Here is a 22,666-nt window from a genome sequence, read left to right as displayed (position 1 = left end):
CTCAGGCTTTCGGGAAGCGGAGTTGGTCGAGGGTCAGTCGGTGCTGCAGCCGTGTGTCGCCCTTCAGGTCGCGGATGCTCAGCTGCACGCTGGGCACGGGCAGGGAGAAGTCCAGGTCGACGAGGCCGAAGTTGACATCGGCATAGACGGCGCCGATACGCCGCGCATTCGGGGTCGGGATGTCCCAGACCTCGGTCAGGCCGCTGGAGGTCAGATCCCACAGCGGGTAACCGCCGGGAACGTCCCAGCGTGACAGGTCGGCGTAGTGCATGTCGCCGCTGATGACGACCACCCCTTCGGCGCGCTTCTCGCGGATCAGGTCCAGCAGGCGCTGGCGCTCGCGCGGGAAGTTGTTCCAGCCTTCCCAGCCGGTGCCCTCCGCCGCGAGCTGCACGCTGGACACGAGCAGGCGCACATCGGCTGGCTCCGCCAGACGCTCGGCCAGCCACGCCCATTGGGCCTCGCCCAGCAGGGTGGCAGCCGGGTCGTTGTTGGGCACATACCAGCCCTTCATTGGCCCACCGCCCAGCTTGGCCTTGGCGACCATGGTGGCATAGCCCTGGCGCAGTTCGGGGTCGGCCACCAGCGCGCTGCGGTTGAAGCGCAGGTCGAGCATCAGCACCTGCACCGAGCGGCCCGCGCGCTCGATGCGCCAGGCCTCGTAGATGCCGGGGCGGCTGCGCCGGGGAGAGTCCGCTGGCTCGGCCCATTCATCGCAGAACAGCTGCTGCGACAGGCGCTTGAGCGGGTATTCGCCGCCGACGTCGTCATCGCCGAAGTCATGGTCGTCCCAGATCGCGAGATGCGGCACGTCGCGGCGGAAGGCCTGCAGCGCCTCGACCCGGCGGAATTCCTCGTAGCGGCGGCGCAGGGTGTCTGCATCGCGCGCATCGGCGTAGAGGTTGTCGCCGAGGAAGAGGAAGAGGTCAGGCCGCGCGGCCCGCACCGTGGCCCAGATGGGCTGGGGTTTGGACTGCTTGGCACACGAGCCGAACGCGATGCGCAGGTGCGGGCCCTGCGCGCGGTCGGCGGCGGGCGTCAGCAACAGCGGGCGCGAACCCGCCTGTGCATTCACACCCGCCGCGGCCAGCCCGGCGGCCAGCACGAGCTGGCGCCGGTCGAGCTGAACAGGCGCCGTGCTCATCAGAGCTTGCCCGTGAACGTGATGAAGTACTGGCGCGGGGCGCCGGTGAGCAGCGTCTGGTTGGTGCCGGTCGGGTCGCTGTTGATGAAGCCGTTGCTGCCGACCGTGGAGATGTACTTCTTGTTGGTCAGGTTGGTCACGCCGACCTGCACGCTGCCTTCGGACAGGAACCCCAGCCCCTTTGCGCGCAGGCCGCCGCTGAGGTTGAACAGCACCCGGCCATCCACCGACGCGTCGTTGAGGTAGCTGTAGTAGCGCTTGGACATGTAGTCGGCACCCAGGTTGCCGAACCAGCTGCCGTCGTCGTAGCTGAGGATGCTCTTGACCATCTGGTCCGGCGCGTCCACCACATGCTTGCCGGCGATGGCGACGGTGGTGGTCTGGTTGTTGGCGTCCTTGGTGACGACGTTGTCCTGGTAGGTCGAGCGGCTCAGGCTCAGGCTGTTGTACCAGCTGACCCCCGGCATCAGGCGCAGCGACAGCGCGGCCTCCAGACCCTTGGTGCGCACGCCGCCCACGTTGCTCAGCACGGTGGGGTTGCCCTGGATGCCGGAGCCTTGGGTGACACCCAGCAGTCGGTCCTTGAAGTTGACCAGGTAGGCGGTGACGGCAGCCTCGTACAGCTTGGACGTGGTGCGCCAGCCAGCCTCGAAGTTGGTGGACGTCTCGGGCCGCAGCGAGCCCTTGATGGCGTCAAAGCCCGCCTGCGTCGTCGCGAATGGCGTGGTGCCCGTGGCCGCACCTTGGTAGGCGCGCATGTTCTTGGAGACGCTGGTGAACAGCTCGTCGGTACGGCTGAGCTGGTAGTTCAGGCCGACCTGCGGCAGGAAGCCCTTGCTGGCCGTGATGCTGCCGGCAGGGCCGGTGCCGATCTGGCGGTTGGCGTCGATCTTGGCGCGCAGCGACTTGAAGCCGGCCCCCAGTGTCAGGTCAGGCGCAATCGCGACCGTGTCCGACAGCGAGAACTGGTCGGTCTTGGTCGTGAAGGCGTACTGCCACTGCGTGAAGAACGGGTTGCTCGGGAAGTCGTAGGGGCTGGGCACGGCGCTGGGCGACGTGGCGTAGAAGCGGCGGGCCTGGTCGAAGTCGTTGTTCTCATGCCAGACCGAGGCGCGCAGCTGGTGGCCGGCGATGTCGTAGTCGAGCGTGGCGCTCAGGCCGTTGCGCTTGATCGCGTACTCGGTGGTGCGCAAGGCGATCGGCGTGCCATCAGGCGAGGCGGTGTACGGCGTGAACCACAGGCCGCGGCCGTCGTTCTTGTGGTGGTAGACGGTGGTCTTCAGGCGCAGGTTGTCGGCCAGCTTGGCGTCGAGCGTCACGCCGGCCAGCGTGTCCTTGCGCAGGCCGGAGCCGGCGTAATAGGCGTCATCGCACTGCGCGACGTAGGTGCTGCCGTTGTTGCCGCACAGCGTGTTGGCGGCTTTCACGGCGGCGGCGAAATCCGGGTAAAAGTTGTCCCAGTTGTAGCCGAGGCGGTTGATCATCTCCAGCGACATGTCCTGGTAGTCGATCTCGCGGCGGTTGGAGGTGTTCAGGAAGGCCGACAGGCGGTTCTCGCCGAAGTCCTTCACGTACTTCAGGTTGACCTGCTCCTGGCGCTGCTGGCCTTCACCACGCCACTTGTCGGCCACCTGGCGGGTGTAGCTCAGGTAGACGGCGCCCAGCTCGGAGCTGCCGCTGTCCAGTCGCAGAAAGGTGCGGCTGTTGCTGTCGCTGCCCAGGGTCTGCGAAGCCTGCAGGCCGAAAGCCTTGGCGGGGTCGGCCGAGAAGAACTGCAGCGTGCCGCCCAGGTTGCTGGAGGACGGCGTATCGAGCGCGCCGGTGCCCTGCGACAGCTCGGCCCGGGCCACGTTCTCGCTGGAGATCGCGCGGCTGATGTGCAGGCCGTTGAGGTTGCCGTAGCTCATGTCGCCAAGCGGCACGCCGTCGAGCGTGAAGCCGAGCTGGTTCTGCGAGAAGGCACGCACCGTGAAGCGCGTGGACCACTCGTAGTTGCCGAGCGGATCGGCCGACTGGAAGTTCACGCCCGGCAGGCGCGAGACCGTGGCCAGCGGGCTCTGGCCGGCGGCAGCGGCGGCCTCGAAGTCGGCCTTGGTCAAACCCTGCACCGAGCGGATCTGGCCGCGCCCGAGGGTGACGGTGACGCGTTCGAGTTCCTGGGTGTCGGTGGTCTGTGCCAGCGCCGGCGCGGCAGCGAAGGCCAGGGCGAGCAGGGTGGCAACGGGGGTCAGGGCGTGAACGGCTGTACGCATGATGTGTGGAGGCTTGGAGTGACGGGGCAGCGCGTGCGATGCATCGGCTGCGGCGTGGTGAACGGGCCGCAATGTCACAAAAGTCCACGACAGTTCAACGACACAACGGTGTCTGTGACCTGATGTCCACAACTTTCCACAACGGTCCACGCATTCACACAAACGCCACAAGCGCCTGCTCCACTCGGCGCCGTTTGTTCACGCCGGACCGTCCTGCCCATGTGGGTTGCTGAACGCCATCGCCGCATCCTCGAACTGCTCAGCTCGCACCAGGGCCTGACCACAGAACGCTTCGCCGACATGCTCGGCGTGTCGCGGGAGACGGTGCGCCGTGACCTCATCGAACTGGAGCGAGGCGGGCAATTGGCGCGCGTGCATGGCGGCGCCGTCGCCGCGGTAGGCGGCGGGCCGGAGCCGGCGTATGCCGAGCGCACCGCACTGCGCCAGGCCGAAAAGCGCCAGATCGCCACGCTGGCCGCGGCCTTGATGCAGCCCGGGCAGGTTTGCTTCATGGACGCGGGCTCCACCACGCTGGCGCTTGCCAAGGAGCTGGCTGCGCGAGAGGGGCTGGTCATCATCACCAATTCGCTGGAGGCGGGCCGGGTACTGGCCAGCCAACGCCAGCACGAGGTGCGGCTGCTGGGCGGGCGGCTCGAAGACGATGTGCCCGCCACCTACGGCGAGCAGACGCTGACCGAGATCAACCGGCTGCAGGTGGACTGGGCCTTCGTGTCACCCGTCAGCTTTGATGCCGTCAACGGCGCGATGGACTACCAATGGCATGAGGCCACGGTCGCGCGCGCGATGCTTGGGCGTGCGCGGCAGCGGGTGGTGCTGGCTGATGCCAGCAAGCTGGGCCAGGCCAGCCGCATCCAGATCTGCCCGCCCGCCGAGGTGGACCTGCTGGTGACCGACACCGGCGCTGCAGCCGCGCTGCTGGCGACACTGCAGACGGCGGGCGTGGGGCGCTGCCTTCAGCCGGCCACGGCCGTGGCAGTCGCCGCGGCGTGAACGTCGCGTTGGCGCGCCGGGATCACCACTTGCAACCCTTGCCGCGCGCTGCATCCACGGCCAGCGGGATGGCCGCCAGGATGCCCGCATTGGCGTAGGCCTTGCGGCAGTCCTTGTTCGCGGCGTCTTCGAGAGACTGCTCCAGCTTGGACTTGCGCTCGGGGGGCTGGGGCAGCAACTCGACGAGGCCGGGGCCGCGGCGGGCGGCGATGTCGCCACTGCGGGGCAGGGACAGGTTCAGCGGCGCGCGCGGGGCGCTGGCTGAGGCGGACGGCGGCACCGCGACATCGGCGCCCAGGCGCGAGCCCGCATCCGGAGATCCAGCCGACGCCTTCGCGGCCGCCGACGGATCGGCCGTCGGGTCACCTCGCGCGGGCCCGGCGGGGGCGCTGACCTGTCCCGGCAGCGCGGTCGACAACTCGGGCAGCGTCGTGCTGGCCGGCGTTGCCAGGTTGGCGCGCGGGCTGGCCGCTGGCTGCAGCGGGGTCACGCTGCCGGCGTTGTCGGCTGACTCCAGGCGCCGCACCGGCGCGGGCAGGTCTTGGCTGCCGCCCAGGGCGCTGGCCGACGGGGTGGCCGATGAGGGGTTGGGCGCGGCGCGCAGTTCGCTGGCGCGGTTCAGTGGCGTCACGGCGCCCGGGGCCGCCGCGTTGTCCAGCCGCTGCACGGCCGACGGCAGCGGCGTGTTGCTCGGCAAGGCCTCGGCCGCCGGGCGGGGGGCGGCTCGCAGTTCGGCGGGGCGGGGCAGGGCCGCTGCGGCATTGGGCGTGGCGGGAGCCTCCAGGCGTTGCACGGTCGCCGGCAGGTCAGCGGTGGGCGCGGTGGCGGGTGCCGTGGCCGGCAAGGCGCGCAGATCGCTCGGGCGCGGCAGCGTGGCCGTGCGCTCGGGCGAAGGCGCGGCATCCAGGCGGCTGACCGGCGCCGGCAGCTCGGCCTGCAAGCTGGGCACCTGCAGCGGCGGCGCCGAGGGGCGCAGGCTGTCCGGGGTCGGCAACGCGGCGGCCGGGCTGTCCTGCCGCGACTCCAGGCGGCCGACCGCGGCGGGCAGATCAGCGCTGGGCGTCGAGAGTGGGGATGCGCGTGAGGCCGGCGTGGCGAGGTTCTCACGCTCGACGGGCTTGAAGCCGGGCGGCAGCGGGAGCGTGGCGGTGTTGGGGGGCGCGTCGGACAGGTCTTCGGTGCGGGCCGCCTCGGGCGCGACTTCCCGCGGGTTCCAGCGGCCCAGCGCGGCGGCACCGGTGTCCTGCGTGGCCGGCGACTCCGGTCGAACCTGCCCGCCCTGGCGCTGCGGGTCGCCGCTGCCGGGGGCGCCGTTGTCGCGCCATTCCCGGTTGGGCTCGCCCGGCGGCGCGCCGGGTTCGCCACCGCTGCGGCCCGTCAGCTTGACGGTCAGGCTGCCCCACACGCCTTCGCCCGGCGCCGCCGTGCCGGTGGCGTTGCCGAACACCAGCACCAGCCACACGTGCAGCAGCACGGCCAGCAGCAAGGCGCGCTGCATCTGACGCGGGTCGGGGGGCGGGCGACGTGGAAGGGCGAGGGCGGCAGGCACGGCGGCCTGATTGTGTCCCGGCGCCGCGGCGGGTCTGTTACTGGACTCCCCGGACGCGGCTGCGGGATGTCAGCCGCGCGTCGGTGAGCTCCAGAGATCGTCCAGCTGCGTGAAGCCCCAATCCTCGGGCGGTTCGCGGCCGATGATCACGTCCTTCTCGGCCGGGTGGGCGAGGTCCAGCAGCTGCACCGGGATGGGCAGGTTGGACTTGGTCGAATAGAAGACCTTCACCCTTGGCTTCACGAGCGAGACCTCGTTCTGCTCGATCACCACGGCCAGCCGCCCCGATTGCAGCCGCACCAGTGTGCCGGTCGGGTAGATGCCCACGCTGCGCAGAAAGGCCTGGAAGACGGCGGGGTCGAAGTGGCCCTTCCATTGGGCCATGCGCTGCAACGAGCCGGCCGGGTCCCAGGCGTTGCGGTAGGGGCGGCTGGAGGTGATGGCGTCATAGACATCGCAGATGGCGCCCATGCGGGCCATCAGGCTGATCTGATCGCCGGCCAGGCGATGGGGGTAGCCGGTGCCGTCGAACTTCTCGTGGTGGTGCAGCGTGACGTCCAGTGCCGAGGCAGGCACCTGCGCACCGCCCTTGAGCAACTCGTAGCCGTGCTCCGGGTGGGTCTTCATCACGCGGAACTCGTCGTCGGTGAGCGAGCCGGGCTTGTTCAGCACCTCCAGCGGCATTTGCATCTTGCCGATGTCGTGCAGCAGGCCGGCCAGGCCCGCCTCGCGCACCTCGTCCTCCGACAGACCGAGCTGCCGGGCCAGGCCGATCATCAGTGCGCACACCGCCACCGAGTGCATGTAGGTGTAGTCGTCGCGGCTCTTCAGCCGGGCCAGGCTCACGAAGGCCGAAGGATTGCGGGCCAGCGATGCGGCGACTTCTTCCACCACGGGGTGGCAGAGGTCGGTGTTCACCGTCTTGCCCAGCCGGGCTTCGGCGAACAGGGTCATGACGGCCTGTTTGGAGCGGTTCAGCGCCTGGGTGGCGCGCTCGATCTCCGATTCCAGGCTCTCGCGCGGTGGTGAAGCCGGCGCGATACGGGGCGGCGCAGGGGGCGTTGGTTCAGCAGGCGCGAGGGATGCAGGCGCCGACGGAGGTTCGGCTGCGGCCGCGGGCACGGCCACATCGCTGCCCTTGCTGACGTCGATCCAGACCGACGGCACGCTGCTGGCCTGCAGCGCCGCCAGGTCGGCCGGGTCGTTGAGCACGAACTTGGTCTTCCAGAACGGATGGGACAGCCACGGCCCGTCGAGCGACTGCAGATACATCCCGAGCGTCACCTCGGAGGTCGAGATCTTCTTCAGCATGGTGAGTCACGAAAGCCTGGCCCGAGTATCTGCCCGCAGGGGCCGCCCGGCTGTGACGCAATTGGCGCCGGGCCTGCGGCTTCAGCGCAGCGAGGGCTGGAAGCCGGGATGGGTCAGTGGCGCGAATGCGAAGCCTGCCGCTTGTAGCCGGGTGATGAGCGTGTCGAGCTGGGCCAGCGTGTGGGGATGGATCTCGTGCATCAGCACGATGCCGCCCTGGCGCGCCTGCACGGCCGAGACGACATGGTCGACGAAATGCTCACGGTTGGCCTTGTCCACGCCGCAGATCTTGGCTTCGTGCGCGTCGATGCTGCCGGTCTTGTCGAAGGCCCAGTCGCAGCTGTCCACATGCCAACCCACGATGCGATAGCCCAGCTGCTGCAGCTGCGCGTTGCTCTCGCAGCTGGCGTTGCCATAGGGGTAGCGGAAGAGCTTGGGCGCCTCCAGCGGCGCCAGCGTGGTGTCACTGCGGCTCAGCTCGCTGGCTTGCCGGGCCGCCGGGATGTCATGGAAGTTCGGGTGAGACCAGGAATGGTTGCCCACCAGGGCCAGCGGATGCGCCCGGATGCGGGCGGCCAGCTCGGGATGACGCTCGGCCTTGGCCCCGATCAGGAAGAAGGTCGCCGGGACCTGGTGCTTGTCCAGCAACGCGAGGATGGCCTCGGTCGCGCCCGGCTCGGGGCCGTCGTCAAAGCTCAGGCCCACCAGCCCGCGGGGCGGCGGCGTGGTGATGTCGCTCTCGAAGCGGCAGCTCTGCTTCAGCTCGTCCGGCGGTCGGTTCATTTGCTCGGCGAGGCCCCGGACCCGGGCGGCTCGGGTGTCGATGGCATGGCTGTGCGCATGTGGCGCGCTGGCGGCCGAGGCCGGAGTAGCGGGGGCTGCGGGGGCTGCGGGCAGCGACTGGGTCAGGGCCAAGCCGGGCATCAGGGCCAGTGCCGCGGTGCAGAGCAGGTGCATCTTCTTGTTCACGGGCGGCATTCTGGCGATGACCGCGGGGGCCAGGCGTCAGCGTTGCGGGGGCAAGCGGTGCACGACAGCTGGCAGCCAGCTGCCGTCGGCCGTGACGCTGCGCTCGGCCACGAACACGCGGCCGTCGGCGTGCCGCACCAGCACCGTGGAACAGCGGGTGCCATAGCGGGCCAGGCCGGGTGCGTCGGGGTCGGGGATGCGCACGAAGCGCGGGGACAGCAGCCGTTCGCGCAGCAGGCCGACGCCGGTGTCCGGCAGCTGCGCATCGGGGGCAGGTTCGGACCGGGCCAGCGCGGTGAACAGGCGGTCGGCCAGGTCTTCCTCGTTCGCTGAAGCCGCCAGCGCCTGGCCCAAGTCAGCCTTCAGCCCCTCGGTCTTGGGCCAGGGCGTGTCAAGCGCTGCGTTGGACAGGCCGTGCACACCCGGGCCAAGGGCCACCGGCGCCGGAGCGCGGTTGCTGATCCAGTGCCACGGACCATCGCCCGGCTCGGCGGTGATCAGGTTGAAACCGTTGTAGCCCTGGGCGAGGCTCGCGGCGTACGGGGCGGCCGACTCGGTGCGCGTGAGCCAGTCCAGCACCAGGGCGCCACGGGATGGCGCGTCGGGCCGCTGCCGCTCGGGCTCGCGCACATTCGTCAGCAGCGCCAGCCGGCCAGTGCGCGTCAGCCCGAACCAGGTGCCGCCGGCCTGCAGATCGCGGCCCGCCAGCACGTCCACCTCGCCCGCACGCCACCACGCCATCGGCGCGGCCGGGCGCGCAAAGAACTCGTCCCGGTTGGCCGCGATGACGACCGGGAAGCGCGGGTCAGCGTTCAGCGCGAACGCGGCGAGGCACATGGCACCGTCCCGGCCGTCAGCACTCGACGATGTTGACAGCCAGCCCGCCGCGGGCGGTTTCCTTGTACTTGGTCATCATGTCGGCGCCGGTGTCGCGCATGGTCTTGATGACCTTGTCGAGGCTGACGAAGTGCGTGCCGTCGCCGCGCAGCGCCATGCGCGCCGCGTTGATGGCCTTGACCGACGCGATGGCATTGCGCTCGATGCAGGGGATCTGCACCAGGCCGCCCACCGGGTCGCAGGTCAGGCCCAGGTGGTGTTCCATGCCGATCTCGGCGGCGTTCTCCACCTGCTCGGGCGTGCCACCCATGACGGCGCACAGGGCGCCGGCGGCCATGGAGCAGGCCACGCCCACCTCGCCCTGGCAGCCGACCTCGGCGCCGCTGATGGAGGCGTTTTCCTTGTAGAGGATGCCGATGGCGGCGGCCGTGAGCAGGAAGTCGATGACCCCGTCTTCCGTCGCGCCGTGCACGAAGCGGGCGTAGTAGTGCAGCACGGCCGGGACGATGCCGGCGGCGCCGTTGGTCGGTGCGGTGACGACGCGGCCACCGGCGGCGTTTTCTTCATTGACCGCCAGCGCGTAGAGGTTGACCCAGTCCATCACCTGCAGCGGGTCGCGCAGGGCCTGCTCGGGGTTGGAGGTCAGGCTGCCGTAGAGGCTGGGCGCGCGACGCTTGACCTTGAAGCCGCCCGGCAGGATGCCCTCCGTCTTGCAGCCTCGCTGCACGCAGGCCTGCATCACGCCCCAGATCTTCAGCAGCCCCGCGCGCGTCTCGGCGTCGGGCCGCCAGTGGCCTTCGTTGCGGCGCATGATCTCGGCAATGGACAGGCCGAACTTCTTCGTCAGCGCCAGCAATTCGTCCCCGGTCTTGAAGGGGTAGGGCAGCACCGTGGTGTCGGGGGCGATGACCTTCTGCTTGCTGCCATCCGCCGCCACCTCGTCGCTGACGATGAAGCCACCGCCGACCGAGTAGTACACCCGGTTGGCGATCTCGCTACCCTCGGCGTCGAACGCCAGGCAGCGCATGCCATTGGCATGGAAGGGCAGGGTCTCGCGGCGCTTGAAGACCAGGTCCTTGGCCTCGTCGAAGCCGATGGACTTCTGACCGACCAGGTTCAGGTCGCCCGCGCGGATGGCGTCCAGCAAGGCCGGGATGGCCTCGACGTCGACCGTGTCCGGCTCATGCCCGGCCAGCCCCAGCAGCACCGCCTTGTCGCTGCCGTGGCCCTTGCCGGTGGCGCCGAGCGAGCCGTAGAGCACCACCTGCACGCGGGCCGTTTTCTCCAGCAGCCCGTCATGCTGCAGCCGCAGCCCGAACAGGCGCGCGGCACGCATCGGGCCTACCGTGTGGGAACTGCTCGGGCCGATGCCGATCTTGAAGAGGTCGAAAACGGAAACGGCCATGGACGACCTCGATTCGTTAGAGGGCGGCTTGTAGCCGCCCGACACATCCAGCTGCCGCCGTGGAACTGGCTTTGCCAGGCCACTGGCAGCGCCCCCTTGAGGGGGCCGGCGAAGCCGGTAGGGGGTGGGCTTGTTTAAGCTTCCTCGTATTCGCTCAGGGGCACGCAGCTGCAGAACAGGTTGCGGTCACCCCAGACGTTGTCCACCCGGCCCACCGGCGCCCAGTACTTCTGCCGGCGCAGGCTGGGCAGCGGGAACACGGCTTCTTCACGCGAGTAGGCATGTGTCCATTCCGTGGCGCTGGCGACCAGGCTGGTGTGCGGCGCGTTGACGAGCGGGTTGTCTTCGCGCGGCAGCTTGCCGGCCTCGACGGCGGCGATCTCGTGGCGGATCTGGATCATCGCGTCGATGAATCGGTCCAGCTCGGCGCGGCTTTCGCTCTCCGTCGGCTCGACCATCAGCGTGCCGGCCACCGGGAAAGAGAGCGTCGGCGCGTGGAAGCCGTAGTCGATCAGGCGCTTGGCCACGTCTTCGGCGCTGATGCCGGAGCTGTCCTTCAGTGGGCGCAGGTCCAGGATGCATTCATGCGCGACGCCGCCGCCCTTCACGCCGGCGATGCCGCCGCTGAAGTGGATGTCGTAGTGCTCGGACAGCCGGGCCGACACGTAGTTGGCGTTGAGGATGGCGACCTCGGTGGCCTTCTTGAGACCGTCGGCGCCCATCATGCGGATGTACATCCAGGAGATGGGCAGCACGGCCGCGTTGCCCAGCGGCGCCGCGCTGACCGCGCCGATGTTGCTGGGCTGGCCGATGCCCGCCGTGCGGTGCGCCGGCAGGAAGGGCACGAGGTCTTCCACCACGCAGACCGGGCCGACGCCCGGGCCGCCGCCGCCGTGCGGGATGCAGAAGGTCTTGTGCAGGTTCAGGTGGCTCACGTCGCCGCCGAACTCGCCGGGTGCCGCCACGCCCACCAAGGCGTTCATGTTGGCACCGTCCACATAGACCCGGCCGCCGTGCTGGTGCACCAGGGCGCAGATCTCCTTCACCTGGGTGTCGAACACGCCGTAGGTGGAGGGGTAGGTGATCATGATGGCGGCCAGCTTGTCGCTGTGCTGCTCGCACTTGGCCTTGAGGTCGGCCAGGTCGATGTTGCCCTCCTTGTCGCACTTGGTCACGACGACCGTCATGCCGCACATCTGCGCGGAGGCCGGATTGGTGCCGTGGGCCGATTCAGGGATGAGGCAGATGTTGCGCTGATGCTGGCCGCGCGCCTCCTGCCAGGCCTTGATGACCAGCAGGCCGGCGTACTCGCCCTGCGAGCCGGCATTGGGCTGCAGGCTGATGCCGGCGTAGCCGGTGGCCTGGCAGAGCCACTGCTGCAGCAGCTGGTCCAGCTCCGCGTAGCCCGCCAGCTGGTCTTGCGGGGCGAACGGGTGCACGTGGGCGAACTCGGGCCAGGTGATGGGAATCATCTCGGCCGTGGCGTTGAGCTTCATGGTGCAGGAACCCAGCGGGATCATGCTGCGGTCCAGCGCCAGGTCCTTGTCCGACAGGCTGCGGATGTAGCGCAGCATCTCGGTTTCGCTGTGGTGGGTGTTGAACACTGGGTGCGTGAGGTAGGCGCTGGTGCGGCGCAGGTGCGCAGGAATCAGGCTCTCCACGCCGGCGGCGAACTCGGCCACGGTCGGCAGGCTGGCGCCGGCCGGTGCGAACCACGACCACAGGGCTTCGATGTCCGCACGCGAGGTGGTCTCGTCCAGCGAGACGCCCACATGCTTGTCGCTCAGCTTGCGCAGGTTGGCCTGCGCGGCCAGGGCCTTGGCCATGACGGCGGCGGCATCGCACTCCACCAGCAGGGTGTCGAACACCTGCGGCGTCACAACCTTGAGGCCCATGCGGGTCAGGCCGGCATGCAGGATGGCGGTGTAGCTGGCCACGCGCTCGGCAATGCGCTTCAAGCCCTGTGGACCGTGGTAGACGGCATACATGCTGGCCACGACGGCCGGCAGCACCTGGGCCGTGCAGATGTTGGAGGTGGCCTTCTCGCGGCGGATGTGCTGCTCGCGGGTCTGCAACGCGAGGCGGTAGGCCGGGTGGCCTTGCGCGTCCTTGCTGACGCCGACCAGGCGGCCGGGCATGGAGCGCTTGAACTCGTCCTTGCAGGCCAGGAAGGCGGCGTGCGGGCCGCCGGCGCCCATGGGCATGCCGAAGCGCTGGGTGTTGCCCACGACGATGTCGGCACCGAACTCGCCCGGAGGCGTGAGCAGCGTCAGCGCCAGCAGGTCGGCGCAGACGATGAAGGCGGCCTGCTTGGCATGCGCCTGCTCGGTAAAGGCCTTCAGGTCGTGGATCAGGCCCGTGGTGCTGGGGTATTGGCAGACGACGGCGAAGTAGTCGTGCTCGGCCATCAACGAAGGCGCCATGCCCACCAGCACTTCGAGGCCCAGCGGCTTGCAGCGCGTCTGGATGACCTCGATGGTCTGCGGGTGCACGTCGCCCGCCACGATGAGGGTGTTGCTCTTGCTCTTGACCGAGCGCTTGGCCAGCGTCACGGCTTCGGCGGCCGAGGTGGCCTCGTCCAGCATGGAGCCGTTGGCGATGTCCATGCCGGTGAGGTCGGTCACCATGGTCTGGAAGTTGACCAGCGCCTCCATCCGGCCCTGCGAGATCTCGGCCTGGTAGGGCGTGTAGGCGGTGTACCAGGCGGGGTTCTCGAGGATGTTGCGCAGGATGACGCCCGGGGTGTGGGTGCCGTGGTAGCCCTGGCCGATGAAGCTCTTGTAGAGCTTGTTCTTGCTGGCGATGGTCTTCAGCTCGGCCAGCGCGCCCGCCTCGGTGATGGGCTCGGGCAACTGCATGCCGGCCGCGCGGCGGATGGCCGGCGGCACGACCGCGTCGATCAGCGCGGTGCGGCTGGACACGCCGATCGCGGCGCACATCAGGGATTCATCGACGGCATCCGGCCCGATGTGGCGGGCGTGGAACTCGGTGGCGTCTTCGAGGATGGAGAGCGGCGTCGGCATGGCAGGGCTACAGCGTCAGGGGGTTCAGAGCGTCTTGAGCAGGGCGTCGTAGGCGGTGGCGTCCATCAGCGGGTCGAGCTGAGCGGGGTTGCTCAACTTGACCTTGAAGAACCAGCCGGCCTTCAGCGGGTCGGAGTTGGCCAGCGACGGGTCATCACGCAGGGACTCGTTCACCTCGGTGATCTCACCGTCGACCGGCATGTAGACGTCAGCGGCGGCCTTGACCGACTCGACGACACCGGCCACTTCTTTCTCGGCGTAGGTCTTGCCGACTTCCGGCAGGTCCACGAAGACGACGTCACCCAGGGCGTCCTGGGCGTGCACGGTGATGCCGACCGTGGCGGTGCCGTCGCCGTGGACTTCGATCCATTCGTGGTCGGGGGTGTACTTGATGGACATTGGAAACTCCTCAGGTGAAAGAGATAAAGATCGCGGCGGTGACCGTATCAAAACTAGCGGCACTCGTGGAGCCGGCTTTGCCGGGCCACTGAGTGCGCCCCCTTGAGGGGGCCGGCGAAGCCGGTACGGGGTGGGCTCAGCCTCTGTAGTAGCGGTTGGGGGTGAAGGGGGTGGAGGAGACCACCATGGGCGTGCGCTTGTCGCGCACGATGGCGAAGACTTCCGTGCCGACGGCGGAATGCGCCGTGGCGAGGTAGGCCAGGGCGACCGGCTGGTTGACCGTGGGGCCGAGCGTGCCGCTGGTGACGACGCCGATCTCGGTGCCATCGGCCGTCACGATCTTGGCGCCTTCGCGCACCGGCATGCGCTCCTTGCCCACCAGGCCGACGCGCTTGCGGGCCGGGCCGCTGGCGAGCTGCGCGTCAATGACAGCGGCGCCCGGGTAGCCGCCCGCACGGGCGCCACCGGCGCGGCGTACCTTCTGGATGGCCCAGGTGATGCTCGCCTCGACCGGCGTGGTGCTGGTGTCGATGTCGTGGCCGTACAGGCACAGGCCGGCTTCCAGGCGCAGCGAGTCGCGGGCGCCCAGGCCGATGGGCTTGACCTCGGCATGGCTCAGCAGCTTGCGGGCCAGCGCCACGGCGTCGTCTTCATGGACGGAGATCTCGTAGCCGTCTTCGCCGGTGTAGCCGGAGCGGGTCAGGAAGGTGTCGATGCCGTCGAGCTGGAAGAAGCCGCCGGTCATGAAGGTCAGCTTGGCGACCTCGGGGTTCAGGCGCGACAGCACGGTCACGGCTTCGGGGCCTTGCAGCGCGAGCAGCGCCCGCTCGGGCACGGGGATGACCTCGCAGCGGCCGGCGAGGTGCCGCTGCATGTGGGCGATGTCCTGCTCCTTGCAGCCGGCGTTGACGACGACGAAGAGGTCGTCCGGGCGCTTGCAGACCATCAGGTCGTCCAGCAGGCCGCCCTGGTCGTTCGTGAAGAGGGCGTAGCGTTGCTTGAAGACGCCCAGGTCGATGATGTCCACCGGCACCAGCGTCTCAAGCGCGGCAGCCGCGTCGGCGCCCACCAGCCGCACCTGGCCCATGTGCGACACGTCGAAGAGGCCGGCGGCCGCTCGGGTGTGCTTGTGCTCGGCCATCACGCCGGTCGGGTATTGCACCGGCATGTCGTAGCCGGCGAAGGGCACCATCTTGGCGCCGAGTTCGACGTGGAGGGCGTGCAGGGGCGTTTTCAGCAAAGAGGACATCAAGAGCTCCGACGGCATTCGGGTTTGGATGTCCTCGCTGTCCGGGGTACCTGAGAGATTGACAAGGCGGTTGGCAGTCCCGCGCAAGCTTGCCCCTTCGGTGGACGAGCTCCGGGGCCCGCCTCTCTCCAGTGAGGAACGCCTGGAGTGTGAGCCACAGCGGGCATCACCTCAAGACGTGTGTCAGTCCTTCTGCCTGAGCGTTCGGATCGTGAAACCCTGCGCCTTCGGCGGCCCCCAACTGCACCGGGACGCTCTCCTGACGGGCGGCATTCTAGCGGGGTGAAGCCTCTTCGAATCGGTCGACCTTGCGAATGCTTGCGAATTGCCAGCTCCACAAGCCCACGACGCCCAGCGTGCACAGCGCGCCGGTCAGCGCAGCAGGCACTGCGCCCAGCCAGTGAGCGGCCGTGCCGGCGCGGAATTCACCCAGCTCGTTGGAGGAGCCGATGAAGAGCATGTTCACCGCGTTGACGCGGCCACGCATGTCGTCGGGCGTGGAGAACTGCACCAGCGCACCCCGGATGTACATGCTCACCATGTCCGCCGCGCCGGCCACTGCCAGGGCGGCGATGGACAGCCAGAACCAGTGCGACAGCGAGAACACCAGGTTGGCCAGGCCGAACACCGCCACCGCCCAGAACATGCGGCGGCCCACATGCCGGTCGAAGGGCCGGGCCGCCAGATAGAAGCCGGTGATCACCTCGCCGGCCGCCATCGCGCTGCGCAATGCGCCCAGCCCCGCGGGGCCCACCTTCAGCACCTCGTGCGCGTACACCGGCAGCAGTGCCACCACGCCCCCCAGCAGCACCGCGAACAGGTCCAGCGAGATCGTGCCCAGGATGATGGGCCGTGAGCGGATGAAGTGGATGCCGGCACCAAAGCGCTGCCAGATGGTGCCCGTGGCCGCCAGCACGACAGCCCGTGCCACCGGCACCTGGGTCAGCAGCCCCGTGGCCAGCGTCAGACTGACCGCGCACACGCCGTAGGTCAGCGTGCCGCCGCCCGCCGCGTAAAGCAGCCCGCCCACGAAGGGGCCGCCGATGCTGGCGACGCGCAGCAGCATGCTGTTGGCCGCCAGCGCCTGCGCCAGCTGCTCGCGCGGCACGATCTGCGGCAGCAGGCTCTGCAGGGCGGGCGCCGAGAACGCGCGGGCACAGCCGAACACCACGAGCACGGCATAAATGCCCGCCACGCCGGCCGAGCCGTGGCCAGCCAGCCACCACAACGCGACCGCACAGGCGGCGCTCAGGCCCCAGGCCAGCGTGAGGATGGGCTTGCGGCTGTAGCGGTCGATCAGGTCGCCCGCCGGCAGCAGCAGCGCCAGCATCGGCAGGAACTGCGCGAGGCCCACGTAGGCCAGCGCAATGGGCTCGCGGGTCAGGTCATAGACCTGCCAGGCCACGACGACCGCCTGGATCTGGGTGGCCATGACGGCCAAGAGCCGCGCGACGAGGAACTGGGTGAAGCCGGCGTGGCGGTAGATGCTGCCGGCGGCTGCGGCGGAGGCGGGAGACGACAAGGGAGACGGAACAGCGGCGGGAAGGGCTGCCAGTGTAGGCAGCCCCGCCCGCCGCTGCCGGGGTGGGGTCGGGTTCAGCCGCGCGGTCAGTCCCCGTTGCCGTGGCCGTGCGCGGCTTCCAGGGCCTCGCTGTCGATGGGCATGGTCTTGCCGTCGGCGCCCTCGAAGAACAGCGGCTTGCGGGCCTTGGCCACCGGCGCGATCTGGTTCATGGTGGCAGCGTCGTACAGGCGGCCGTTTTGCATGACCTGGGCGATCCGGTCGCTCTGGCGGATGTCGGCCAGCGGGTTGCCGTTGATGACCACCAGGTCGGCCAGCTTGCCCGGCTCCAGCGAACCGAGGTCCTTGTCGAAGCCGAAGTTGCGGGCCGGGTTGATGGTGGCCGTGCGCAGGGCCTCCATCGGGGTCATGCCGCCGAGCACGAACATCCACATCTCCCAGTGCGCGCCCAGGCCTTCACGCTGGCCGTGCGCGCCGATCATGGTGTTGACGCCAGCACGCTGCAGCGCGGTGGCGGTGCGCGCCACGCGGATGATGTTGAAGTCTTCCTCCGGCGCCGTCTCGCGGCGCACCGAGCGCGGCTCCAGCACCGTGCGCGGCACGTAGCGGCTGAGCAGCGGATGCTTCCAGACGTCGGTGCGGGCATACCAGTAATGCTCGCCGTCCAAACCACCGTAGCCGACGTTCAGCGTCGGCGTGTAGCCCACGGCCTGCTGGCCCCAGAGCTGCTTGACGTCGTCCCACACCTCGGCGATGGGCAGGGCATGCTCCACCGTGGTGTGGCCGTCCACGACCATGGTCATGTTGTTCTGGAACAGCGCGCCGCCTTCGGGCACGACCATCATGCCGGTCTGGCGGGCGGCCTCCAGCACCTGCTGACGCTGGTCACGGCGCGGTTGCTGGTAGCTCTTGACGCTGATCGCGCCTTCGGCCTTCTGCCGATTCAGGTGGGTGAGGGCGTCGTCCAGGCTGTTGACCAAGCTGTAGAACGGCGTGCGCGCGCCGTACAGGATGGTGCCCGTGGAGTAGATGCGCGGGCCGGTCACGATGCCGGCGCGCTGCATCTCGGCCTGCGTGAAGATGGCCGAGCTCATGTTCGACGGGTCGTGCAGCGTGGTCACGCCGAAGGCCAGCGAGGCGAGGTTGATCCAGCTCTGCTGCGGGATCAGCCCGGCATCGTTCATCGCACCATGCCAGTGAGCATCGATGAAGCCCGGCACGATGGTCTTGCCGCTGGCGTCGATGCGCTTGGCGTCGGCCGGGATGGCGACGTCCTTGCCCACCGCCACGATGCGGTTGCCGTCCACCAGCACGGTGCCGCCCTCGATGACTTCGTCGCCCTTCATCGTGACCACCCGCGCGCCGGTCAGGGCGATCTTGCCGCTGGGCTTGTCGCTCGGTTGGTCGAAGCCGATCTTCTGGCTCGTGGCCTTGTCCTTGCCCTGAGCGCTGGCGGTGAAGAGGTTTTCGCCCAGCGTGAAGTGCAGCTTCTGGCTGTCGCCGCTCCAGTGCAGGCTGTTGGCGGCGTTCACGTCCAGCTGACGCACCGGCAGCGCATCCATCTTGGCGCCGACCGTGATCGTCTTGCCGGCCTGGCCCTGCACCGCCGGCAGCGGCATCACATAGGCGTGATAGCGCTCCACGAAGCCCAGCCACTGGCCGTCGGGCGAGACGCTGTACTCGGCTGCGGCATCGCTGCGAGCCACTTCAGTCTCGCTGCGGTCATGCAGGTTCAGGCGCATCAGCGAGAAGCGCTGCTCGACCTCGCTCGTGCTGCTGGTCTTGGTGAAGAAGAGCTCGTCGCTGCGGGCTGCAAACTGCGCGCCGCTGCCTTCCTTGCTGATGCGTTCGGTCTTGCCCGAGCCATCCGCTGCGGCCAGGTAGAGGCCGGTGTCCAGGCTGTGCCAGGGGCTGGTCAGCGCGCCGCCGCGCACCTTGCGGTAGACGAGCTGCTTGCCGTCAGGAGACAGGCGCGGCTCCAGGTACTTGCCGGGCTCCTTGATCAGCACGATCTCCTTGCCGCTGGCGATGTCCAGCCGGCGGATGCTGCCTTGGGTGTCGTCGCGCCAGGTGGCGTAGACGATGCTCTTGCCGTCACGCGACCAGCTCGGGGCGAATTCAAACGACTCGTCCTGCTTCGTGAGCCGGCGGGGCGCGCCTTCGGGAAGGTCCTTCAGGTACAGCGCACCCAGCGCAGAGTAGACGACCCGCTTGCCATCCGGCGAGACCTGCGCGCCGCGCAGCTGCCGCACGGCGAACTTCTCGGGTGCCACGGTCTGCGCGTAGCGCATCGGCTCTCGCAGTTCGCGCGTGTCCTTCACATGGAAGGGAATGGCGCTGGCCGTGCTCTTGAACGGATCGACGCGCCAGATCTTGCCCTCGGCCCAGACCACCAGCTCCTTGCTGCCGGGCATCCACGCGAAGCTGGGGTAGATGCCCCACATCGCCCAGATCTCCTGCAGGTCGCGCGACAGGCCATCCCAGGCCGGGAACTCGCGGCCGGTCTGCAGGTCTTTCAGGAAGAGGGTGCTCTGGTTGCGCACACGCCGCACGAAGGCGAGGTACTTGCCGTCGGGCGAGGGCGTCGGGCGCACCGCGCCGCCGGGGCCGGTCACGAAGGGCTCCACCGAGCCGTCACTCAGGTCCTGGCGGAAGATCTTGTAGATCTCGCCATTGCTGTCCTTGTTGTATTCAAAGGTGCGGCCGGGCGTGGTGTCTTGCGAGTAGTAGAGATACTTGCCGTCCGGCGAGATGGCCGGCTCGCCGAGGTCCTTCTGCCAGTTGGGCTTCTCGTTGAGCTGCACGCCCTTGTTCTTGCTGGCGTCGGCATCGACGGCGTAGAGCCAGATCTCGCCGGAGCCGGCGCTTCGGGTCCCGGTGTAGTGCTTGCGGGCGAGCAGGTATTTGCCGCTGGGGTGCCAGGCCGGGTTGTTCAGCAGCCGGAAGTCTTCCTTGGTCACGGCGCGCGCGCCACTGCCGTCGACGTTCATCACCCAGAGGTTGTCGCCGCCGCCGGCATCGCTCAGGAAAGCGATCTGCTTGCCGTCCGGCGAGAAGCGGGCCTGGTGCTCCCAGGCGATGGAATGCGTCAGCGGCTTGGCCTCGCCACCGCCGATGGGCAGGGTGTAAAGATCACCCAGCAGGTCGAACACCAGGGTCTTGCCGTCGGGGCTCACATCGACGCTCATCCAGGTGCCGGTCTGGGTGTCGATGTTGATTGTCTTGGCCACGCCGGGCGGCGTGTTGACGTTCCAGGAGGGCGCGGCAGGCTTGTTCGCTTCTTGGGCGTTCGCGGCCAGGGCTGCAGCCAGCAGCAGGGCGGGGGCGGCGGTCAGACGGGGCATGGGCGGTGTCGGGTAGACGAAACCGTCGATGCTAGTCACGCCCGCAAGGCGCTCCGTTCGTCACGCCCCGGCAAGGCTCAGGGCTTGTGCCAATTCGAGGGTTTGTCCTGAGGACCAGGCCAGCTGCGCCTGCGCCGGGCTGAGCTGAACCGCCGCGAGCCGGCGCACCCGGGCCAGTTGGCGGGACTCGCGCACCCCGAGGGCACCCAGATGCCGTTGCCAGTAGTGCTGGCTGAAGGCTGCCAACTGCAGTGCTGCCTCGGGCTGACGCAGTCGCGCAAGAAGCCGCGGGAACATCTGCAGGCTGAGCGCACGCGCATGCAGGTGATGCCGGGCGTGGGCGATGCCCAGCGCCTGGCGCGCCGCGGTGAGTGCCGCCGTCCAGTCGCGTCGGGCCGCGTGGGCCATGGCGAGGGTGTAGGCCGCATCGAGCTGGCCGACGCCGTCGCCGTCCGCCTGGGCCATGCGCTGGCAGGCCATGATCCACTCGACGGCGGTCGCCACGTCGCCCAGTTCGATGAGGCATTGCGCCCGGTTGCGCAGACGCGCTGCTGCCTGGCGAGCGTGGCCGACCGTCTCCCACAGCTCCTGCGATCGCGCGTAGAGCGCCTCGGCCTGCGCCGGCTGATCCCGTGAGATGGCGATGGCGGCGAGCTGCTGCCAGGCACGGGCTTCGGTGGCCGCATCGCCCACCCGGCGCGCCAGGGAGACCGCCTCTTCCAGCGGTCGCGTCTGGCCTTGTTCCCGGTTGTCGCCGGCCAGCAGCACCCAGGCTCGGCGCACCAGGGCCGGGGCGCGGGCCGCCGGGTCATTGCCGGCAAGTTGCAGCGCCAGCTCTGCCTCAGCCAGCGCCAGCGCCCGGTCGCCATGCGTAAAGGCCAGGTGCGCCCGCAGTTCATGGCCGGCAGACTGCGGTGGCGCCGCCTGCAGCAAATGGCCGAGCTGGTCCACCAGCCGCCGGTCCACGCCATCGCTCTCCCAGCAGGGGCGCATGGCCAGCGCCAGCTGCAGTCCCGTGGCGGCGTCACCGTCATCCACGGCGCAGCCGATCAACGCCCGGGCCAGGTCGCGACGGGGGTGCCAGTGGGTGATGGGCGCCTGCCAGCCCAGCGCCAGCGCCCAGTCACGCAGCGCGGCGCGCAGCTGACCTCGGGCCGCACGCTGCGCGGACGGCGTCACGCGAGCCAGCACGCCACGCCGCAGCAGCTCCAGCAGGCGGTAGCGCGGCTCGGCGTCGTCGCCAGTCTGCACGAGGCTGTGGCCGGTCAGCTCAGCCAGAGCCTCGGGGGTGCCGTCGAGGGCGGCGACATCGGCCCAGGCAAACGGGCCCGGCAGGGCGGCGAGGCGGTCCAGCAGCGCACGGGGGCCATCGCCCAGCAGGCGCAGGCTCCAGTCGAGCAGGCCCACCATCGAGGCATGCCGGGGCGCACGCGTCGGGTTGGCCAGCCAGGAGGGCATGGCGTTGCCATCGGCTGGCGCCTCGCGCCACTGCGCCAGCATCTGCGCGGGTGAGAAGCTGCGCACGCGCGCCGCGGCCAGTTCAAGCGCCAGCGGCAGGCCTTCCAAGGCGGCGATCAGCTCGGTCAACGCGGCCTGGTTCTCGCGGCTTGCATGAAAGTCCGCCCGCACGGCCCGGGCGCGGTCGATGAACAGCGCCTGGGCCGTGTCTCCCTCGTCGGACAAGGGCTGCACGTCCACGAGCGTCTCGCCATCCAGTTCCAGCGCATGCCGCGATGTGACGAGCAGGCACAGTGCAGGCGACAGCGCCAGCAACCGCTCAGCCGCAGCAGCCACGACGCCGATGGCCTGCTCGGCGTTGTCCAGCACCAGCAGGCGCACGGCGGCAGGGTCTTGCAGAGCGACCTCGAGGGCCGGCCAGCCGCCGCCGGGAGGCACGGTCAGGGCGCGCTCCAGCGCGCTCACCAGCGCCGCTTCATCGCGCACCTCGGCCAGCGCCGCCATGCCGCAACTCCAGTGCTGCTGCCGGTACTGCAGCCAGGCCAATTCCACCGCCAGACGGGTCTTGCCCACGCCGCCCGGGCCGATGAGCGTGGTCAGCCGGGTCTCGGGCCAGCGCGCGGCCAGGGCGTCGAGCCGGCCCGGCGGCGCGAAATAGCGGGTCAGGTAACGCGGCAGGCTGGTGGCCATGGTCGCCACCGCGGGCGATGGCGGGACGGCGGCCGGCACGACCGGCACATCCGGAACAACCGGCGGGCGCGGCGTCGGCAAGGCGTCGGCCAGGGCCCCGAGCCGATGTCGCTCGGCCACCACCCAGTCATCAAAAAAACCTGGCAGCAGCTCGCCGCGCTCCTGCGCAGGCAGCCGCCCGGCCTCCAACTCGGCCGCGTCGGTCACGAGAGCGCCGGGCAGCAATGAGATCTGCATGCGGTCGGCCTGGAAGACGGGGGCCTCCTCGGTCTCCAGCAGGGCGCGCAACGTGGACAGGGTCTGGCGCAACCGGTTGCGGCCCACGTCCAGCTCCACCCCGGGCCAGAGCAGTTCGACGAGTTCTTCCCGCGGATGCTGCCGGCGAGGCTGCAGGGCCAGCCGGGCCAGCAGCAGCACGGCGGCGCGGCTGGGCAGCCGGGTCAGTTCGACGCGGCCTGCGCGTTCGACTTCAAGCCCTCCGAGCAGCCGCAGGCGCAGCATGT

At 69.5% G+C, this 22,666-nt stretch carries 14 protein-coding genes and 2 riboswitches; of the genes, 1 reads left to right on the top strand and 13 read right to left on the bottom strand.

From position 1 onward, the window contains the following. Position 1 precedes the first annotated feature (1 nt). Entirely contained in the window at positions 2-1,144 is a 1,143-nt protein-coding gene (locus tag CDO81_RS00540) for an alkaline phosphatase D family protein (protein WP_088481226.1), read from the bottom strand. Then, the gene (locus CDO81_RS00535; RefSeq protein WP_088481225.1) at positions 1,144-3,396 is read right to left on the bottom strand and encodes a TonB-dependent receptor; all 2,253 of its coding nucleotides are present in this window, start codon (positions 3,394-3,396) and stop codon (positions 1,144-1,146) included. Before CDO81_RS00535 ends, CDO81_RS00540 begins: the two co-directional genes overlap by 1 nt. A 219-nt stretch (positions 3,397-3,615) precedes the next feature. On the opposite strand from CDO81_RS00535, the gene CDO81_RS00530 reads away from it, so the two are divergent. After that, the gene (locus CDO81_RS00530; protein WP_088481224.1) at positions 3,616-4,407 is read left to right on the top strand and encodes a DeoR/GlpR family DNA-binding transcription regulator; all 792 of its coding nucleotides are present in this window, start codon (positions 3,616-3,618) and stop codon (positions 4,405-4,407) included. Between the two features lie 22 nt (positions 4,408-4,429). Here CDO81_RS00530 and CDO81_RS00525 read toward each other — a convergent pair whose 3' ends face one another. From CDO81_RS00525 to CDO81_RS00475, 11 genes are all read right to left on the bottom strand, one after another. After that, the gene (locus CDO81_RS00525) at positions 4,430-5,956 is read right to left on the bottom strand and encodes a hypothetical protein (RefSeq protein ID WP_144397100.1); all 1,527 of its coding nucleotides are present in this window, start codon (positions 5,954-5,956) and stop codon (positions 4,430-4,432) included. Between the two features lie 69 nt (positions 5,957-6,025). Then, on the bottom strand, positions 6,026-7,267 hold the full coding sequence (locus CDO81_RS00520; protein ID WP_088481222.1) for a cyclic di-GMP phosphodiesterase: 1,242 nt from the start codon (positions 7,265-7,267) through the stop codon (positions 6,026-6,028). An 81-nt stretch (positions 7,268-7,348) separates the two neighbouring features. After that, complete coding sequence (locus CDO81_RS00515) at positions 7,349-8,236, bottom strand: polysaccharide deacetylase family protein (protein WP_158218124.1); 888 nt, start codon at positions 8,234-8,236, stop codon at positions 7,349-7,351. A 36-nt stretch (positions 8,237-8,272) separates the two neighbouring features. Further along, complete coding sequence (locus CDO81_RS00510) at positions 8,273-9,073, bottom strand: NRDE family protein (RefSeq protein ID WP_088481220.1); 801 nt, start codon at positions 9,071-9,073, stop codon at positions 8,273-8,275. A gap of 16 nt (positions 9,074-9,089) precedes the next feature. After that, positions 9,090-10,478 carry an L-serine ammonia-lyase gene (locus CDO81_RS00505; protein WP_088481219.1) on the bottom strand — a complete coding sequence of 463 codons (1,389 nt, stop codon included), beginning with the start codon at positions 10,476-10,478 and terminating at the stop codon, positions 9,090-9,092. Between the two features lie 134 nt (positions 10,479-10,612). Then, entirely contained in the window at positions 10,613-13,501 is a 2,889-nt protein-coding gene (gene gcvP, locus CDO81_RS00500; protein WP_088481218.1) for an aminomethyl-transferring glycine dehydrogenase, read from the bottom strand. A 24-nt stretch (positions 13,502-13,525) separates the two neighbouring features. Further along, entirely contained in the window at positions 13,526-13,900 is a 375-nt protein-coding gene (gene gcvH, locus CDO81_RS00495) for a glycine cleavage system protein GcvH (RefSeq protein WP_088481217.1), read from the bottom strand. 136 nt (positions 13,901-14,036) lie between these two features. Beyond that, positions 14,037-15,149 carry a glycine cleavage system aminomethyltransferase GcvT gene (gcvT, locus tag CDO81_RS00490; RefSeq protein WP_088482375.1) on the bottom strand — a complete coding sequence of 371 codons (1,113 nt, stop codon included), beginning with the start codon at positions 15,147-15,149 and terminating at the stop codon, positions 14,037-14,039. Between the two features lie 27 nt (positions 15,150-15,176). Next, positions 15,177-15,291: riboswitch (glycine riboswitch) on the bottom strand. A 32-nt stretch (positions 15,292-15,323) separates the two neighbouring features. Further along, a riboswitch (glycine riboswitch) is annotated at positions 15,324-15,421 on the bottom strand. Between the two features lie 2 nt (positions 15,422-15,423). Then, complete coding sequence (locus tag CDO81_RS00485) at positions 15,424-16,704, bottom strand: MFS transporter (protein ID WP_206602070.1); 1,281 nt, start codon at positions 16,702-16,704, stop codon at positions 15,424-15,426. Between the two features lie 53 nt (positions 16,705-16,757). Next, positions 16,758-20,015, bottom strand: coding sequence for an amidohydrolase family protein (locus tag CDO81_RS00480; protein ID WP_088481216.1), 3,258 nt, complete (start codon positions 20,013-20,015; stop codon positions 16,758-16,760). 60 nt (positions 20,016-20,075) lie between these two features. After that, positions 20,076-22,664: an ATP-binding protein gene (locus tag CDO81_RS00475; RefSeq protein ID WP_088481215.1), complete on the bottom strand. Its 2,589-nt coding sequence runs from the start codon at positions 22,662-22,664 to the stop codon at positions 20,076-20,078. Positions 22,665-22,666: the final 2 nt, after the last annotated feature.

Origin of the sequence: Roseateles puraquae (genome assembly GCF_002205845.1) — a bacterium.
GTDB classification, from domain to species: Bacteria; Pseudomonadota; Gammaproteobacteria; order Burkholderiales; family Burkholderiaceae_C; genus Pelomonas; species Pelomonas puraquae.
The sequence above is the reverse complement of the archived record's forward strand: the minus strand, read 5'-3'. Positions and strand labels throughout refer to the sequence as shown.

Coding starts and splice junctions, on each gene's coding strand:
- CDO81_RS00540 (WP_088481226.1), bottom strand. CDS start 1,144: ATGAGCACGGCGCCTGTTCAGCTCGACCGGCGCCAGCTCGTGCTGGCC.
- CDO81_RS00535 (WP_088481225.1), bottom strand. CDS start 3,396: ATGCGTACAGCCGTTCACGCCCTGACCCCCGTTGCCACCCTGCTCGCC.
- CDO81_RS00530 (WP_088481224.1), top strand. CDS start 3,616: ATGTGGGTTGCTGAACGCCATCGCCGCATCCTCGAACTGCTCAGCTCG.
- CDO81_RS00520 (WP_088481222.1), bottom strand. CDS start 7,267: ATGCTGAAGAAGATCTCGACCTCCGAGGTGACGCTCGGGATGTATCTG.
- CDO81_RS00510 (WP_088481220.1), bottom strand. CDS start 9,073: ATGTGCCTCGCCGCGTTCGCGCTGAACGCTGACCCGCGCTTCCCGGTC.
- CDO81_RS00505 (WP_088481219.1), bottom strand. CDS start 10,478: ATGGCCGTTTCCGTTTTCGACCTCTTCAAGATCGGCATCGGCCCGAGC.
- gcvP (WP_088481218.1), bottom strand. CDS start 13,501: ATGCCGACGCCGCTCTCCATCCTCGAAGACGCCACCGAGTTCCACGCC.
- gcvH (WP_088481217.1), bottom strand. CDS start 13,900: ATGTCCATCAAGTACACCCCCGACCACGAATGGATCGAAGTCCACGGC.
- gcvT (WP_088482375.1), bottom strand. CDS start 15,149: ATGTCCTCTTTGCTGAAAACGCCCCTGCACGCCCTCCACGTCGAACTC.
- CDO81_RS00480 (WP_088481216.1), bottom strand. CDS start 20,015: ATGCCCCGTCTGACCGCCGCCCCCGCCCTGCTGCTGGCTGCAGCCCTG.
- CDO81_RS00475 (WP_088481215.1), bottom strand. CDS start 22,664: ATGCTGCGCCTGCGGCTGCTCGGAGGGCTTGAAGTCGAACGCGCAGGC.